This window comes from Bacteroides gallinaceum (genome assembly GCF_030373775.1).
GTDB classification, from domain to species: domain Bacteria; phylum Bacteroidota; class Bacteroidia; order Bacteroidales; family Bacteroidaceae; genus Phocaeicola; species Phocaeicola excrementipullorum.
This window is the reverse complement of the sequence record NZ_JAUDEN010000012.1, coordinates 26,146-42,434: the sequence shown is the minus strand read 5'-3', so window position 1 is coordinate 42,434 and position 16,289 is coordinate 26,146. Positions and strand designations below refer to the sequence as shown.

At 48.4% G+C, this 16,289-nt stretch carries 15 protein-coding genes, 2 tRNA genes and 2 pseudogenes; 5 read left to right on the top strand and 14 right to left on the bottom strand.

All coding sequences use genetic code 11. The annotated features are described in order from the left end of the window. The 4 genes from QUW60_RS08140 to rpmH form a co-directional block, all read right to left on the bottom strand. The gene (locus QUW60_RS08140) at positions 1-2,070 is read right to left on the bottom strand and encodes a TonB-dependent receptor plug domain-containing protein (RefSeq protein WP_289559745.1); all 2,070 of its coding nucleotides are present in this window, start codon (positions 2,068-2,070) and stop codon (positions 1-3) included. A 91-nt stretch (positions 2,071-2,161) separates the two neighbouring features. Then, positions 2,162-2,440 (bottom strand): hypothetical protein, encoded by a 279-nt coding sequence (locus QUW60_RS08135; protein WP_289559743.1) that lies wholly within the window; start codon positions 2,438-2,440, stop codon positions 2,162-2,164. A gap of 143 nt (positions 2,441-2,583) precedes the next feature. Continuing rightward, positions 2,584-2,949: a hypothetical protein gene (locus QUW60_RS08130; RefSeq protein ID WP_289559740.1), complete on the bottom strand. Its 366-nt coding sequence runs from the start codon at positions 2,947-2,949 to the stop codon at positions 2,584-2,586. Positions 2,950-3,186: 237 nt separating this feature from the next. Then, positions 3,187-3,348, bottom strand: coding sequence for a 50S ribosomal protein L34 (gene rpmH / locus QUW60_RS08125; RefSeq protein WP_258336645.1), 162 nt, complete (start codon positions 3,346-3,348; stop codon positions 3,187-3,189). Positions 3,349-3,538: 190 nt separating this feature from the next. Between rpmH and efp the strand changes: the two genes are divergently transcribed. Beyond that, on the top strand, positions 3,539-4,105 hold the full coding sequence (gene efp, locus QUW60_RS08120; RefSeq protein WP_258336644.1) for an elongation factor P: 567 nt from the start codon (positions 3,539-3,541) through the stop codon (positions 4,103-4,105). Between the two features lie 133 nt (positions 4,106-4,238). On the opposite strand, the gene QUW60_RS08115 is transcribed toward efp, so the two are convergent. From QUW60_RS08115 to QUW60_RS08100, 4 genes are all read right to left on the bottom strand, one after another. Next, positions 4,239-4,493, bottom strand: a complete 255-nt coding sequence (locus QUW60_RS08115; RefSeq protein WP_258336643.1) for a type B 50S ribosomal protein L31 — start codon at positions 4,491-4,493, stop codon at positions 4,239-4,241. 184 nt (positions 4,494-4,677) lie between these two features. Beyond that, the gene (gene cysK, locus QUW60_RS08110) at positions 4,678-5,616 is read right to left on the bottom strand and encodes a cysteine synthase A (protein WP_289559737.1); all 939 of its coding nucleotides are present in this window, start codon (positions 5,614-5,616) and stop codon (positions 4,678-4,680) included. A gap of 110 nt (positions 5,617-5,726) precedes the next feature. Further along, positions 5,727-5,802, bottom strand: a tRNA-Met gene (locus QUW60_RS08105). Positions 5,803-5,833: 31 nt separating this feature from the next. After that, positions 5,834-5,909 (bottom strand) — tRNA-Met (locus QUW60_RS08100). Between the two features lie 100 nt (positions 5,910-6,009). Here QUW60_RS08100 and QUW60_RS08095 point away from each other — a divergent pair. The 4 genes from QUW60_RS08095 to QUW60_RS08080 all read left to right on the top strand — a co-directional run bounded on the left by QUW60_RS08095 (position 6,010) and on the right by QUW60_RS08080 (position 8,468). Further along, positions 6,010-6,135, top strand: a complete 126-nt coding sequence (locus QUW60_RS08095; protein ID WP_258336641.1) for a hypothetical protein — start codon at positions 6,010-6,012, stop codon at positions 6,133-6,135. 185 nt (positions 6,136-6,320) lie between these two features. Next, on the top strand, positions 6,321-6,923 hold the full coding sequence (locus QUW60_RS08090; protein ID WP_289559735.1) for a TetR/AcrR family transcriptional regulator: 603 nt from the start codon (positions 6,321-6,323) through the stop codon (positions 6,921-6,923). 24 nt (positions 6,924-6,947) lie between these two features. Continuing rightward, a complete protein-coding gene (gene fabG / locus QUW60_RS08085) occupies positions 6,948-7,694 on the top strand; it encodes a 3-oxoacyl-[acyl-carrier-protein] reductase (protein WP_258336639.1) in 747 nt (248 codons plus the stop codon). 93 nt (positions 7,695-7,787) lie between these two features. Further along, positions 7,788-8,468, top strand: a complete 681-nt coding sequence (locus tag QUW60_RS08080; protein WP_258336638.1) for an RluA family pseudouridine synthase — start codon at positions 7,788-7,790, stop codon at positions 8,466-8,468. A gap of 388 nt (positions 8,469-8,856) precedes the next feature. On the opposite strand, the pseudogene QUW60_RS08075 reads toward QUW60_RS08080, so the two are convergent. The 6 genes and pseudogenes from QUW60_RS08075 to QUW60_RS08055 form a co-directional block, all read right to left on the bottom strand. Next, positions 8,857-9,798, bottom strand: a pseudogene (locus tag QUW60_RS08075) (sigma-54 interaction domain-containing protein); the annotation flags it as partial. 117 nt (positions 9,799-9,915) lie between these two features. Beyond that, positions 9,916-10,152, bottom strand: a pseudogene (locus tag QUW60_RS15150) (response regulator); the annotation flags it as partial. A 93-nt stretch (positions 10,153-10,245) separates the two neighbouring features. After that, positions 10,246-12,756 carry a hybrid sensor histidine kinase/response regulator gene (locus QUW60_RS08070; protein ID WP_289559730.1) on the bottom strand — a complete coding sequence of 837 codons (2,511 nt, stop codon included), beginning with the start codon at positions 12,754-12,756 and terminating at the stop codon, positions 10,246-10,248. Between the two features lie 2 nt (positions 12,757-12,758). Then, positions 12,759-14,084: an MATE family efflux transporter gene (locus QUW60_RS08065; RefSeq protein ID WP_289559728.1), complete on the bottom strand. Its 1,326-nt coding sequence runs from the start codon at positions 14,082-14,084 to the stop codon at positions 12,759-12,761. Continuing rightward, positions 14,081-15,319 carry a M16 family metallopeptidase gene (locus tag QUW60_RS08060; protein ID WP_289559727.1) on the bottom strand — a complete coding sequence of 413 codons (1,239 nt, stop codon included), beginning with the start codon at positions 15,317-15,319 and terminating at the stop codon, positions 14,081-14,083. Before QUW60_RS08060 ends, QUW60_RS08065 begins: the two co-directional genes overlap by 4 nt. Positions 15,320-15,342: 23 nt before the next feature. Beyond that, entirely contained in the window at positions 15,343-16,173 is an 831-nt protein-coding gene (locus tag QUW60_RS08055; RefSeq protein ID WP_434736855.1) for a peptidylprolyl isomerase, read from the bottom strand. Between the last annotated feature and the right edge of the window lie 116 nt (positions 16,174-16,289).

Below are 16,289 nucleotides of genomic sequence, written 5' to 3'. Positions count from 1 at the left end.
CTAAAACTTGAATGAATAACTGATTGAGGGGACAAACGAATACAGGCTCTGGCCTTTGGGCGAGATGCGCACTTTTCCTTTTTCCCTGTCTGCCTCGATTCCGACTGACAGGTATATCGGGTCCTCCCGGCCATAAGCGTTGTAAAGCGAGATATTGATCATGCTCTCTCTTCTGGAGTTCCGCTTGAACCAATAGCTGGCCGACAGGTCCATGCGGTGATAGGCCGGCATCCGCGCTCCGTTGTGAGGCCCATATTCATTGATGGCATTTTCTCCTATCAGATAAAGCGCGGCGGGCATCGTGAACGCGCTTCCGGTTGCGTAAACGAATATGCCGGAGAGTTCCCACCGCTCGCTCAGTTTGTAGTTGGTCACTACGGAGAGGTTGTGCCTCCGGTCGTTCTTTGCGGGAAATGTTTTCCCTCCGTTTATGTCGGGAAATTTCCGGGTGGATCGTCCCAATGTATAGCTGACCCATCCGTTGAGCCTTCCCGTATGCTTCTGGAGCATGAATTCTATGCCGTAGCTATGCCCGTCGCCCATATTGAGGTGCTCGTCGATCTGATAAGACTGGTTTACCATGTCAAGCATTTCTCCGTTGAACTCAAACTGATTGTACAGCCTTTTGAAATATCCCTCCACGCTGAATTCATAGTCACGTCCGTTTATCGCATGGAAATATCCTAAGGACAGGCTATGGGCTTTCTGTGCCGGTATATTCTTGGAGGCTGGCAACCAGAAGTCCGTGGGAAATCCGATGCCCGACACAACGATCTGATTCATGTACTGGCGCTGTAAAGTGTAGGAGAACATGATTTTCCGGTCGTTTTTCCATTCGTATTCCAAAGACATGCGCGGCTCAATCCCATGGTAGGGAGCATGCCCCGGCTGGATAGAGCCGCTGTACCTCAGTCCCAGCCGGGCACTGATCTGTGGTGACAGATGAAATGACCCTTGTGCATAGATGCCATATTCATGAGTTTGTATATTCTCTGCTGACTGGCTCAATGCGGAGCTGAACAGATCCTGTGTTTCGGGATATTGCGGGCGGACGGAATACCGGACATAATCCGCTCCTGCCGTCCAGTAACATCGCCCTGTCCGGAAGTGATACTTCCCTTTATAACCGAAATCCTGTATGCGTGACGGAAAGCGGATCTGGCTTCCGGCAAAGTTTACGTCAATAAGATTATCGTAATACGAATAATAGGCCGTATGAGCCATGCGGCTGGAAGCGGACAATTGCTGCGTCCATTGCAGGGATACAGCTGCATTTTTCCATGAAATTCCTCCGTTGGCCTGATAATAATATTCTTTGATGGAAAAATCGTCCATTCCGAAAAATGCATTCACCAGCACGTCGCTTTTCTCGGTAGGCTTTGCCGTGTAGGTGAGGTTGTAGTCTTGAAAGCCATACTCGGGCTGGACGCTTTCTTCGTTCAGGTCAATCAGGCCCAGCAGCAGATTGACATAGGTGCCTCTGCCCGAAAGATACAGGCTGCTCTTGTCATTGACGGGAGTTTCCAGCGTAGCCTGCGAAGAGAGTATCCCTACGGTTCCGCTTACGGATGTACGCTCTGCCTGCTTCGACTTGCTTGACACACAGACTGTTCCCGACAGGCGTCCTCCGTATTGGGGAGAAATGTATGATTTGTAAATGGAACTTGACGAGATGTGGTCGCTGTTGAAGATAGAGAAGAAACCCATGAGATGCATAGGATTATAAATGGGAACGTCATTGAACATGACCTGATTGTGTCCGGATTCACATCCCCTGATATACAGGCCGGCGTCCAGTTCGCCGCTGGTTTGTATGCCGGGTGTCAGTTGTATGGTCCGCAACATGTCCGTTGTTCCGAGAAATTTCGGCAAAGACTGGAGGTTTTCCGCTTTCAAATCAATCCTTCCCGACATGGTTCCCGACATGATGCTGTTGTCCCTTACCGCCGAAATTTCCACTGCGTCCAGCTCATAGACGGTGTCTTTGGGGAGATAGAGCGTATCAGAAGGCTGGGCCTTGAGCTGGCAGCAGGAAAAGAACAGCAAAAGTGCGAATACGGTTTTTGTCATGAGATATCAGTCCAAACGGTTGCGAACAAAAGGGATGCACCAAGCGGTCTTGATACATCCCCGATAAAGTTTCGTATCTCCGGCGGGAGGTTCATTCCACCAGATACTGAAGATAGTCTTTGTATGCTTCGGTCAAATCTTCTGCGCTGTTGATCAGGTCATTGAAACTGATGTCATCAAAATAGCTTTCGATGCTGAACGACGACTCGTCGGACACGAATGTGATTATCGGTTCGACATCATAATAATTGTATTCAGGATTGTAGGTGTCCTCATACAGATAGCTCTGCATGCTCAGATTGGCGATAACATTGTCGCCGTCTGTATAGTAAAGCTCTGCTGTGTTATATTTGTTATAGGCAGCTGCCACCTTGTCGTTATATTCCTGACTTTCTTGTTCTTCCCATGAAGGATACCGGTTGTCGAAATCTTCCAGAAAGTCAACGAAAGCATTTATGTTGGAGCATGAAACTTTGATGATTGCCTGGTTGTTGATGTTGACTTCCGCGTTGGCTAGTTCCCATTATTATATGTATAGATTTTTGCGAACTGAGCAGCCGCATACACATCGCTTTTTGCATTGGCGAAACTCATCATTTCTCCCGGGTTGGATCTGCGGCAAATGTTTGCCATCGTCTTTGCCAGATTCACTCCCGACTGGATTGCTTTGTCCCGCTCGATGTCCAGCCCGTCGTCTGCCAGCCTTGCGAAGTTGTCTATGGCGTTGAGTAGCTTTTCATGGTCTGCCGGGTTGATTTTTCCGAGCACTTCCAGTCCGATATTTTCCAGTTTTTCCTTATGTTCATCCGGGGTCAGATTGGTGCCTGAGCTTTGCTTGCCTTCATCGTCTGTACATGCTGTCAGGCAGAAAGATGCCATGCACAGGCAGATAAAAATGAAATACAGTTTTTCATAATTTATTTTCTTTAATGGTTGTTATCTGCAAAGGTAGCCCTTTTGGCCTGTATGCGGTTTGTGGATTCGTAAAATTTAGTGCTTCTTATTTCTTTTCTATTGTCTTATTGTCTGTGTTGCCGGGCAGTGCGGCTGTAAAAAAGAAAGAAGCCGCAAAGACTCATGTTCTTGCGGCTCCTGATGTAGCTTTAATAAAAGGATTTAAGCTTTTACGCCATTGTATTCGTCAGAAACAGTCAGTTTCTTGCGGCCTTTAGCACGGCGTGCTGCCAAAACTCGACGGCCGTTGGCGGTAGACATTCTTTCACGGAATCCGTGTTTGTTCTTTCTCTTTCTGTTAGAGGGTTGGTAGGTTCTTTTCATCTTTCTATATATTATTATGTTATTATTCCATACGTTCAGGCTGCAAAATTAGTGACTTTTTTTAAATAATCAAAGTGCTAAGTCTTTTTTACTGAAATCTTTTTGCGTTTTTTCTTGATTTAGATTAATTTTGCGCTCGAAATCAGATTCAGACGATTAACACAGTAAATAATATAAAAGATTTCTAGTTATGATTAATGCTCAAGACATTAAAATCGGAACAGCTATCCGTATGGACGGAAAGCTGTATTTCTGCATTGATTTTTTGCATGTAAAGCCGGGAAAGGGAAATACTTTCATGCGTACTAAGTTGAAAGATGTGGTTGACGGATATGTATTGGAACGCCGTTTCAATATCGGTGAAAAGCTGGAAGATGTCCGTGTTGAACGCCGTCCTTACCAGTTCCTTTATAAGGAAGGTGAAGATTATATTTTCATGAATCAGGAAACATTTGAGCAGGTGCCCATCGCACATGACCAGATTGAAGGCGTTGACTTCCTGAAGGAAGAAATGGTGGTTGACGTGGTTTCTGACGCTTCTACTGAAACGATTCTTTATGCAGAGCTTCCGGTGAAAGTTCAGCTGAAGGTTACATACACTGAGCCGGGCTTGAAGGGAGATACTGCAACAAATACAACGAAGCCTGCTACGGTTGAAACCGGAGCTACCGTGCGTGTACCTCTGTTCATTAATACAGACGAAATGATTGAGGTGGATACTCGTGACGGTTCGTATGTGGGCCGTGTGAAAGCTTAAAGGCAGATTCAAATGTCTTTCAAGGGGATGCCATCATCGGATGGCATTCTTTTTTTTGTCTTTTTTTGTTCCGTCCGGGCATAAAAAAACAGGCACTCTTGAAAAGGAGTGCCTGTTTTCTTAAAAGGTTTGCTTATTTTTTCTTGTGGTTTGCGTAGCGACTCATGAACTTGTCGACACGTCCTGCAGTGTCTACCAGCTTAGCTTTACCTGTGTAGAACGGATGTGAAGTGCTTGAAATTTCCAGCTTGATCAGCGGATAAGTTTCGCCTTCAAATTCAATAGTGTCTTTTGTGGCGCAAGTGGAGCGTGACAAGAACATGTCACCGTTTGACATGTCTTTAAATACTACCGGACGGTAGTTCTCAGGATGAATGCCTTTTTTCATTTTTGTATATGCTTTTATTGTTATTATTTCCTGGTAACACAAAAAACGTGTGCAATGGTCGTTTTCGGGTTGCAAAGATACTGATTCTTTTTGATTTGGAAAAATTTGCAGCTCTTTTTTTGCTGTTCTCCCTGCAATATGTGACCGTTGTGCGTTTATTGCGCACGCTCCCTGCCGTTTGCTGCTATCCTTCCGTGCTGAAAAGTTCAGTAGAAAGGTATCTTTCTCCGGTGTCCGGAAGCAGGGCGATGATATTCTTTCCTTTGTATTCGTCGCTCTTGGCCAGCTGAAGGGCTGCATAAGCGGCCGCACCGGATGAGATGCCTACCAGAAGGCCTTCTGTCTTGGCGAGTTCGCGGGCGGTTTGCATGGCGTCTTCGTTTGTAACCCGTATGATCTTGTCCACAACATCCGGGTTGTAGGTTTTGGGAATGAATCCGGCTCCTATTCCCTGGATCTTGTGCGGTCCGGCTTTCCCTCCCGAGAGTACGGGGGAGCTGTCCGGTTCTACGGCCACGATTTCAATATGCGGGTTGAGTTGCTTGAGGGCTTTCCCGGTTCCGCTTACTGTGCCTCCGGTTCCTACGCCCGCTACAAATACGTTAACCTTTCCGTCCGTGTCTTCCCAGATTTCATGAGCCGTTCCGCGTGCGTGGGCTTCCGGATTGGCCGGGTTCTCGAACTGCTGCAGTGTGATGGCTCCCGGGATGGAATTCCGCAGTTCTTCGGCCTTGCGTATGGCTCCTCCCATTCCTTCACTTCCGGGTGTCAGCACGATTTCGGCTCCCAGTGCCTTTAATAGTTTTCTGCGCTCTATGCTCATGGTTTCGGGCATGGTCAGAATGGTTTTGTATCCTTTTACGGAAGCGATCCACGCAAGTCCTACACCAGTGTTTCCGCTTGTGGGTTCAACGATGACGGCTTCCGGAGTCAGTCTGCCTTGTCTTTCGGCGTCTTCAATCATAGCCAGGGCAATGCGGTCTTTTACGCTTCCTCCGGGGTTGAAAAATTCTACTTTGGCGAACAGCGGTGCTTGCACTCCGTGTTTTTCCGCCAGCCGGTTAAGTTGTACAATTGGGGTATGTCCGATTAAATCGGTCAGTTTAGAGTAAATTCGTGTCATAATGATAAGAGGATTTGATTTGTATTATATGTCTATGACAACAAAGTTACATTATTTTTTGTTTGCGTGAAATAAAAAAAGAGCCTTTGTGAGGCTCTTTCTGCATCTTTTGGTTGCGGAGGCCTGACTCGAACAGACGACCTTTGGGTTATGAGCCCAACGAGCTACCAACTGCTCCACTCCGCGGTGTTAGGTTCTTTTTCCGTTTCCGGACTTTTGGTTGCGGAGGCCTGACTCGAACAGACGACCTTTGGGTTATGAGCCCAACGAGCTACCAACTGCTCCACTCCGCGATATATACTCTTTCTCAAATCCGCTGCAAAGGTACGGCTTCTTTTCTGAAAAAACAAATTTTTTATGCAATATTTTTTCAGTGCTTCTTCATAAACGGTTATGGACACCTGTGCAGGGCGTTTTTTTGACATGAAAAGATACGCTGGAATCGTGGGCTTGTCGGGAAGCAAGCTTCATCCTCAGGCTAAAGATGCATGTCTTCAGGCTGGAGATATGTATCTTTAAGTTGGAGATTTGTATCTTCAGCCTGGAGATGAAGAAATAGCCGGCATGCCGTTCCTTGCTTTACGGAAGCGGAAGGATGCGCTTTCGGGTTTCGCCTTTTTTGCCAATTTGCGGTGTCTATATTTGTGTAATAGAAAGAAAAGCACTAATTTTGCTCACATCAATATCATTATGTGCAATAAACAATGACTGTACAGAGAACGAGAGCCCAATTGGTCGATGTCGCCCGTCAGCTTTTTGCGAAAAAAGGAGTTGAAGAGACGACGATGAACGATATTGCTGTGGCCTCAAAGAAAGGGCGGCGGACTTTGTACACTTATTTCAAAAGCAAGGATCAGATTTATCTGGCTGTCGTAGAGTCGGAGCTTGAAGTGCTTTCCACCAAGATGGAACAGGCCGCCGAAAGGCATACGGCCCCCGACGATAAAATCATGGAACTGATAATGACACATCTCGAGGCCATCAAAATGGTCGTTTACCGTAACGGAACGTTGAAGGCAAGCTTCTTCAGGGATATCTGGAAGGTTGAGGCTGTAAGGAAGGAGTTCGACCATAAAGAAATCCTTCTTTTCCGGAAGGTGCTTCAGGACGGGAAGGATGCAGGTTATTTTGATCTCGACAATGTGGATATCATGGCCGATATCCTGCATTATTGTATAAAAGGTATTGAAGTGCCGTATATCCGCGGGCAAATCGCCGACGATCTGGATGATGAAATCGGGTGGCGCTATGTGTCGAAGATCGTTTTCGGCGCATTGGGCTGCAAGAACAGACGCGACAACTTATAGTTTAATTTTTAATATAAAAAGAAAATGGGATTATTAACTGGAAAAACAGCTATCATTACGGGTGCTGCCCGTGGTATCGGTAAGGCCATTGCCTTGAAGTTTGCTTCTGAAGGAGCCAACATAGCGTTTACAGACTTGGTAATTGATGAAAACGGTCAGAATACAGAAAAGGAAATCGCCGCTTATGGCGTGAAGGTGAAGGGATATGCTTCGAACGCCGCAAGTTTTGAAGAAACCGCCAAGGTTGTGGAGCAGATCCACAGCGACTTCGGCTCGATTGACATTCTGGTGAACAATGCCGGAATCACGAAAGACGGCCTGATGATGCGCATGAGCGAAGGACAATGGGATGCGGTTATTGCCGTAAACCTGAAGTCGGCCTTCAACTTCATCCATGCCTGCACGCCGATCATGATGCGTCAGAGAAGCGGAAACATCATCAATATGGCTTCTGTGGTAGGCGTACACGGCAATGCCGGACAGTGCAACTATTCGGCTTCAAAGGCCGGACTGATTGCGCTGGCAAAATCTATTGCTCAGGAGTTGGGCTCACGCGGCATCCGTGCGAACGCCATCGCTCCGGGATTTATTATCACCGACATGACTGCGCAGCTTTCTGACGAAGTGAAGGCTGAATGGAACAAGCGGATTCCGTTGCGCCGCGGCGGTACGCCGGAAGATGTGGCCAACATCGCATTGTTCCTGGCATCCGACTTGTCTTCTTATGTATCAGGACAGGTTATTCAGGTTGACGGTGGCATGAATATGTAATTTTTGAGAATATTTGTTTGATGTAGGGACGCAGAAACGCAGGGACCGGATCTCTGCGTCTTTGCGTCTTCTGCGTTTATATGCGAAGTATTTATGGAAGTTGTTTACGAAGACAATCATATCATTGTAGTCAACAAGACTGTGTCTGAAATCGTTCAGGGCGATAAGACGGGCGACACGCCGCTCTCTGAAACAGTCAAGCAGTATCTTAAGGAGAAGTATGCCAAGCCCGGCAATGTGTTTCTGGGTGTGGTGCATCGCCTGGACAGGCCGGTGAGCGGACTTGTGATGTTTGCCAAGACGGGAAAGGCGCTGGAGCGGCTGAATGAGATGTTCCGGAAAGGAGAGGTGAAAAAGACCTACTGGGCCATTGTCCGCCAGCGTCCGGAGCTGGAAGAAGCTGAGCTGGTCAATTATCTGGTGCGCAATGAGAAGCAGAACAAGTCGTATGCCTATGACAAGGAAGTGAAGAATGCCAAGAAAGCTGTGCTTCATTATCGTCTGATAGGCTGTTCGCAGAATTATTTCTTGCTGGAAGTTGACCTGAAGACAGGCAGGCATCACCAGATCCGTTGCCAGTTGGCGAAAATGGGCTGTCCCATCAAGGGTGACTTGAAGTATGGTTTTCCCCGTTCGAACCCGGACGGCGGCATATCGCTGCATGCGCGCAGGGTGAGATTTGTGCATCCGGTTTCGAAAGCGCTTATTGATTTGACGGCTCCTCTTCCCGATGACGGGCTTTGGCGGTGCTTCGAAGGGATCGGTCTGGAATGACGAAAGGAGAAGGCTTCACAGCGTTCTCCTCTCTTTAACACATAGGCATCTTCATTTATAAGAGATTATAGCTTAAAGCTTAAATTCTCTCAATTCTTAAATGGGGTTGGGTTTAAAATCTAGTTCTAATCTTTTTTGTGTACTGTTTTGTTTTTAATTTCCGTATATATAATTTAATGCAATCTCCGTGCCAAAGCGTGCCATCCTTTTGCTTTATTTGGCAACGGATATCTTATTTTCTATTTATCATCTTGTTATTCAACTTGTAATTGTTTTCTTTATTTAGTAATAACAAACGAAGTGTCCGAATTGTTTGCACTGGCATGGTCGTTTTTTTGTGGATAATTTGTGGAATCCTCAATTGGCTGTTGTGGAAATATTCCACACTTTATTGTGGAATGTTATACAGTTTCAGCTTGTTGTATAATGTCTTCCGGTCAATGCCCAGAAGTATGGCCGCTTTGCTCTTGTTGTTGTTGGTGTGCTGGAGTGCCTGAAGAATCCGTTGCTTTTCATGTTCTTCGTTGTGAAGAAGAAGCGGTTCGTCGGCACATGCAGGAATATCTGCCAGGCCTGCATTGTTAAAATCTTCTCCCAAATCCCTCGGTGAGATGAATTCGCCTTGTGCCACGAGGGTCGCTCGCTTTACCGTGTTCTTCAGCTGTCGCAGGTTTCCCGGCCATGGGTAGTTCTGCAATGCCTCGCAAGCTTCCTGGTCGAACCCGATGAGGTTTCGGTCAAGCTCTTTGTTGGCTTGGTCGAGGAAGAAATTGGCGAATAGCAGAATGTCGTCTTTCCGTTCTTTCAGCGAAGGCATGTACAATGTGAACTCGTTGATGCGATGGTATAAGTCTTCGCGGAAGTTTCCTTTGGCGATGGCTTCTTTCAGGTTTTCGTTGGTTGCGCTGATAAGCCGCACGTCTACTTCAATCTCCTTGCTGGAACCGATGCGCCGGATACGTCTTTCTTGAAGAGCACGCAGCAGCTGTACCTGCACTTCATAGCTCAGGTTTCCTATTTCGTCCAGAAAAAGTGTTCCTCCGTTTGCCTCTTCAAACGCCCCGACCTTATCGTTGAAAGCTCCGGTAAAAGAACCTTTGACGTGTCCGAAAAACTCTGATGCTGCCAGGTCTTTGGGAATCGATCCGCAGTCGATGGCAATGAAAGGCTTGCCGGCACGCTTGCTGAGCCTGTGAATGCGATGTGCCACATACTCTTTGCCTGTGCCGCTTGCACCGTTTATCAGCACTGACATCTGTGTGGGTGCTACCAGATTGACGTAGTTATATAATTGGTGCGCAGCCTCGCTTTCTCCTTCCAGAAAGTTCTGTTGGGAGATTCCAGCCTCTTCTTCTTCGGCTGAGGCATGTTCTGTATTGATTGCTTCTTTTATTTTCTTCAGGAGTTCATCCGGCTGTACAGGCTTGGAGATATAGTCGGTTGCTCCTTCCTTTATGGCTTTCACTGCGCTTTGAATTTCGGCATACCCGGTCATGATGATGAACGGAACCTGGTTGCTTTGTTCGCGCAGCCATGACAGCAGCGTCATCCCGTCCTTGTCCGGAAGCCGCAGATCGGAAAGTATAAGGTCGAAGGGCTGTTCTGCAAGCAGTTTGCGGGCACGCGCCTGCGTGCTTGCAGTTTCTACTTCAAACCCCTTCTTTTTAAGCCATGTCTTCAGCATGGTCGAAAAAGTCAGATCGTCTTCCACAATCAATAAAGATGAAGCCATATATGTGTCAGTTGTTTGTGGTTACAAAGATAGCGATTTTTCTTTTCAATCAATCTGTCCTGTTGCATTTTCAGCTTTGTTCAGCGCGTTTTGCGCCTGTTCGATGACGAGATGCACGGCTTTGTCCGCTTCGGGCGTGTATTTTGTTTCCCCCCGTTTGCGCTCGAGCCACTGCAATGCCGGGACCGCTTCTTTCGCTTCGATCATGATGAATGTAGGCAGCATCTTGTGTGCGATGGCGCATGCTTGTTCCATGTTCTCTTCTTTTGCGGCCTGAGCCAGTTTCTGGATACTTTGTTCCGTTTCATTGATAAATGTGCTCATGATTTCAAGTGCGGCTTCCGGGTCGTCCTCTGAGAATGCAGTGAGCGGAGCAAAATTGAATTCATTTTTTCCGGCAGATGTTTGGAAATGTTCCGGGCAGGGGGAGGCGTTGTCTGCCGTTTCGTCTTTTGGGAGCGTCTTTTTCAATGTCAGCATCAGGTCTTGCCGGCTGAATGGCTTTTGAAGCATTCCTGCAAAGCCTTTTGCCTGAAAGTCGGATTCATTCATGTCCCCTCGGGCGGTGATGGCAATGACTGGAATCGTTTTCGCTTGCGCAACATTTAAGTTTCTGATGCGTTGCAGCAGTTCAATGCCGTTCATTGCCGGCATCTGCAGGTCGGTGAAAACCAGATCGAACTGCTCTGACAGCAGTAGGCTGAACACTTCTTCCGGCTGTTCGCAGCAGCGTATGTCGGGGCTGCTTCCTTGGTGGTTGTCAAGGATACTTTTCAGCATGGCTTCTGTCAGGTTCATCTGTATGCGGTCGTCGTCTATGAGGAGAATGTGCAGTTGTTTCTTATGGATGTTTTCTTGTCGGGAGTCTGTTTTTTCGGCCGCGTCATGCGTTTCGGTTTGTCGCATCGGTATCTCAACCCGGAAGGTGCTGCCTTTTCCGGGGGCACTGCTGACTGATATTTCTCCTCCGAGCAGCTCTGTCAGTTTGCGTGTGATGGAGAGCCCTAATCCGAACCCTTCCTGTCCTTGTGCGCTGCGCAGCCGGGTAAATTCCTGAAAGATGCGCTGCTGTTCCTGTTCCGTCATTCCGCATCCTGTATCAGTGACGCTGAATGTGAACACCTCTTTGCTGTAGTCAGCGTTGAGGGTGATTTCTCCCGTTGCCGTGAATTTCAAGGCATTAGAAAGCAGGTTTTCCGCTATCTGGCGGATGCGGAACGGATCCCCTTCCAGGGTGAGCGAAGGGTTGAATCTTATATTCAGGTTAAGTTTCAGGCCCTTTTTCTCGGCGAGAAGCAGGAAGCCGTTATGAATGTGCGCAAACAGTTCGTTCGGGTTGAATGCGATGCGCTGTACATCCATTTTGCCCGCTTCCAGCCGGTGATAATCGAGCAGTGAAGTCACCAGGTCCAGCAGATGTTTGGCCGAACTCTTCATGTTGTTCAGGTAAAAAAGCTGTCTTTTGTCTTTGACGAGGCGCACCAGCAGATCAATGTAACCGATGATTGACCCTGCCGGAGCCTTGATATCGTGCGTAATGGTAAGCATCAGCTTTTCGCGCGCGACAAGCAGGTTTTCAGCGTAAAGCTTGGCTTTTTCCAGTTCTTTCCGGTAATGGTTCCCCCGGGCGATGTCTTTAGCGATTACGATAGAGAATATGAGTACCATGGCGATGGCTGCGATGGCTATGTTTGCCATGGTGCGTGCCGCTTTCTGCCGGATTTCCCTTTCTTGTGTCAGGCGCGCTTTGTAGGCAGTCTGCTCGTCAGTTTCAATGTTTTCCAGCAACTGGTTTACCCGCTGGCTCAGGTTGTTTCCGGCCATTCGCAGGCGTTCGAGGCGCGCGTTCAGCATGCGTGTCTGCTTTTGTTTTGTCTGGAACACTTTATGCTGGATTCCTGCCAGCATGTTCGTGATTGTGTCTACCGGGCTATATACTTCGTTGAGCGTATCGGTGTATTCTTCTTGTATGACGTTGTTGACCAGTGTCGAATCTTCTTTGGGAGCAAACACGTCGGCCAGTCTTTTGAAAAAACCCTTCTTCTTGTGCCGGATTGTATATGAGTTGTGATGCGTCACAACCTTCCTGCGTATGTGCGGGGCGTTGAGAAGGGAATCCTGCGAGGCGATCAGGCTGTCGAGCTCCTGCTGGTAGAGGGCATCGGTGGGGTTGTCCTGCATGGCTTCGATAACGGCAAACATGTTCCACTGCTTGCTTTTCAGCAGCGTGCGCACCGTATCCAGGCGTGCCAGCTGGATCGTGTCGGTGAGCATAGTCTCCAGCGAGTCGATCGAGGCGTTGACCTCTTTCATCTTTTTTATATAGTTGGAGTATTCTCCCAGTTTGCCGATGCGCAATGTTTGTCCGGTTATCTCCGCATCATACAGCTTGCTGATGATGCGGTGTGTGATGTGCCTCCGGTTATTGATGTTTTCTTCCACTCCGGTCGGTTCGGCCAGCAGACTCATCTGCTGGAATGTATATACAATGGCTCCGAACAGCAAGCCGATCAGAACAATATATCCGACGATGATTTTAGTGGAAGTGGAGAACATGGCTATATCATTTTTCTTGTTTTATACCGGAAGCGGAGATAATACATGATGCCGGCGCTGGTCAGTCCGAAAGGAAATGCCGCCCATATGCCTGTTACTCCCCAATTGAAGACGAAGCCGAACAGATAGCCTGCCGGAAGGGATATGAGGAAATAGGCGATAAAGGAGAAAAGCATGATCAGCCGGACATCTGCTATTCCCCGGAGCGCATTGGCGAAATTTATCTGCAGCCCGTCGCCGAACTGGTAAAGGAGGAAGGGAACGATGGTTTGCGCTACCATCAGGCTGACCGCTTCGTTGTCGGTGAACCATCCGCCGATATGGTGGCGGAGCAAGAAGATGGGAACGGAAGTGCAGACGACCATCATCAGGATCAGGTGAAAGCCGACATTGGCTGTCCGGCACACATTTTCTATATCCTTCTGCCCGTAGAAGTTGCTTATGCGGACCGAAACGGCGGCTCCCATGCCATAATAAATCATGAAGCAGATCTGCGATACGGCAATCATGATCTGGTACGAGGCCAGCGCAGTGCTTCCCAGCCATCCTATCATGATGGCGCTGAGGCTGAACGAAGCCGTTTCCATCCCCATTTGTCCGGCGATGGGCCATCCCAGGCGGTTGAGCAGGCTGAAATCTTTTTTGTTGATGCGTCCTGTGCGAAAACCTTGGCGGAATATTCTGTAGCGTGAAGTGCCGAAGAAAAGCATCAGGTAAACGATAACCATGAGTATGCGGGACACAAGTGTGGAGATTCCGGCTCCGGTCAGTCCCAGTTCCGGAAAGCCGAGCTTTCCGTAGATAAGGATGTAGTTGCCTATGATGTTGAGCAGGTTTCCGCCAAGCAGAATCCACATGGATACTTTTGTGTCGGTAATGCCGTCGGAGAACTGTTTGAATGCATTGAACCAGAGTACAAAAGGCAGGGAGGCGAGGAGCACCAGAAAATAAGGCCTCATGAAAGGAAGCAGCTCTTCCGGCTGTCCGAGATTGGCCAGGTTGAAATAAAGGGCAGCCATGGCCAGGCAGACGATGACGGCAAGCAGAGTGTTGGCTGCCAGGCTGTTCTTCAGTGCTCGTCCCACTCCGTCAATCCGCTTCTGCCCGAACAGGCTTCCCACAACCGGAGTCAGTCCGTAAGAAAAGCCGGTGCAGAAAATGATGGCCAGATTGAACATGTTGTTGACAAAGCTTGCTGCGGCAAGTCCTTCCGTGCTGTGGTGTCCGATCATCAGCGTATCGGCAAATCCCAGCACAATCACTCCGATCTGTCCGATGATGATGGGCAAACCCAGTTTGAGCAATGAGCAATAGTGGTTGAGTTTCATTCGGCTGCTTTATAATATAGGACAGAACAGTTTTCAGCGACGAAGCATCGGGACGCCACATGCTGTATCTGCGATGCGGTGACCGAACGGTATTTTTTCACTTCGTCATTTATGTCTTCGGCCTTCCCGATCAGTTCGAAAAAAGCCAGATTGTTGGCCACGTTCAGATAGTTCATGTTGCTGAATATCTGTTCACTTTCGTAGCGGTTTTTCACCTTTTCGAGTTCATGGTCGTCTACCGGAACGGTTTTCATCCGTTCAAGTTCCTCCCAGATAGCTTGTTCGGCTTGTTCCAGCGTGATTCCCTGTGCCGGTTTTCCGGTAATCTGCAGCAGGCCGTCGTCTATGCTTCCGGAGATGTAGGCGTCTATTCCGGTGAACAGTTTCTGCTCCTGGATCAGCGAGCGCACAAACCGCGATGAGCGTCCGTTGGACAGCACATCGGTGATCATGTCGTATGCGTAGTAGTCCGGATGCTTGCGGTTGCACATGTGGAACGCCATGTAGATGGCGTTTACCGGAACTTTCCGTTCTACCGTTTTTCTGCGGATTGCCGTCTGCTTCTCTTCTTTGGGAAGTTGGCGGGCCGGGATATCGCGTTTCGGTATGGGGCCGAACCATTTTTCCGCCAGCTGCAAGGCCTTTTCGAACGAGATATGCCCCGTTACGGCCAGAATGGCATTGTTCGGTGCATAATAATGATAGAAGAACTCCCTCACTTCATCGAGCGTGGCATTTGCAATGTGATTGATTTCCTTCCCGATGGTGGGCCAGCGGTAGGGGTGCTGCTTGTATGCCAGTTCTCTCATCAGATGCGAAACATCTCCATACGGCTGGTTGAGGTTGCGCTGCTTGAACTCTTCGATGACTACCTGTCGCTGCACGTCCAGACTTTTGGGATTGAAGTCGAGGCTGAGCATGCGGTCGCTCTCCAGCCAGAATCCGGTTTCCACATTCTGGTGCGGGAGCGTGATGTAGTAGTTGGTAATGTCGTTGTTGGTCCATGCGTTGTTCTCTCCTCCTGCGTTCTGTACCGGCGTGTCATAGTCGGGCACATTGATTGAACCGCCGAACATGAGGTGCTCGAACAGGTGTGCGAATCCCGTATGTTCGGGGTCTTCATCGCGCGCTCCTACATTGTACAGCAGGTTCAGAGCTACCATCTGGGTTGATTTGTCCTCGTGGTGTACGATGCGCAGTCCGTTATCCAGCGTATGATGGTTTACTTCTATCATTTTTATTCCGTTCCTCTACAATATTATTCCTCTACCGTTGCCTTCAGAATGCGGATGTTTTCTTCCGGGCGGTCTTTCCGGTTTGTTTTCACCTTCTGGATGCGGTCGATTACATCCATTCCATCTATAACTTCACCGAATACGGTATATTCGCCGTCCAGGTGCGGCGCACCTCCGACTGTTGTATAAGCCTGAATCTGTTCGGGAGTGAATCTTACGGGTTCTTCCTTTTCCATAACCTTGTATGCTTCTTCCTCCAGCTTGTTCTGCAGTTCCATCAGTCCGTCGTTGTCACCGGCGCGGCGCATCTTGTAGATTTCCTTGATGTGTTTTTGAGCCAGTGAGTTGAAGATGTTTGTCAGCCGTGCGTCTTTCATGCGTTGCTCCACGTCCAGCAGCTGCTCTTCGTTGAACACCTGCCCCGTCACGATATAGAATTGGCATCCGGACGATTCTTTCTTCGGGTTCACTTCGTCCCCCTTGCGTGCGGCCGCCAAAGCTCCCTTCTTGTGAATGAACTTCGGATTGAATTCGGCCGGGATGGTATAGCCTACGTCGCCGCTTCCCAATGATGCGGTGTCCGAGGCCGTTTTGCTTTCCGGATCTCCTGCCTGTATCATGAAGTTTTTGATGACGCGATGGAAAAGCGTATTGTCGTACATGCCCTCTTTCACCAGCTTGATGAAATTGTCGCGGTGTCTGGGCGTTTCGTCATACAGCTTTACGGTGATATTTCCCATTGTGGTTTCCAGACGTACAGTAGTTTCTTCCATATTGTTTTTCTTTTTGTGGCCGGAGCATGCCATAAGTCCGCATGTCATGGCCAGCGTTAATAGAATAAATAGTTTTCTCATGTTCGGGGCGATTGATTTTGCAAAGGTATAAAAAAGGTGGAGATGGGGAAAATTTCCTGATGTGGAAAAACGGTGCCGGATGATGTTTGTCCCGATTCTTTTTGAGTCGTTCGCAG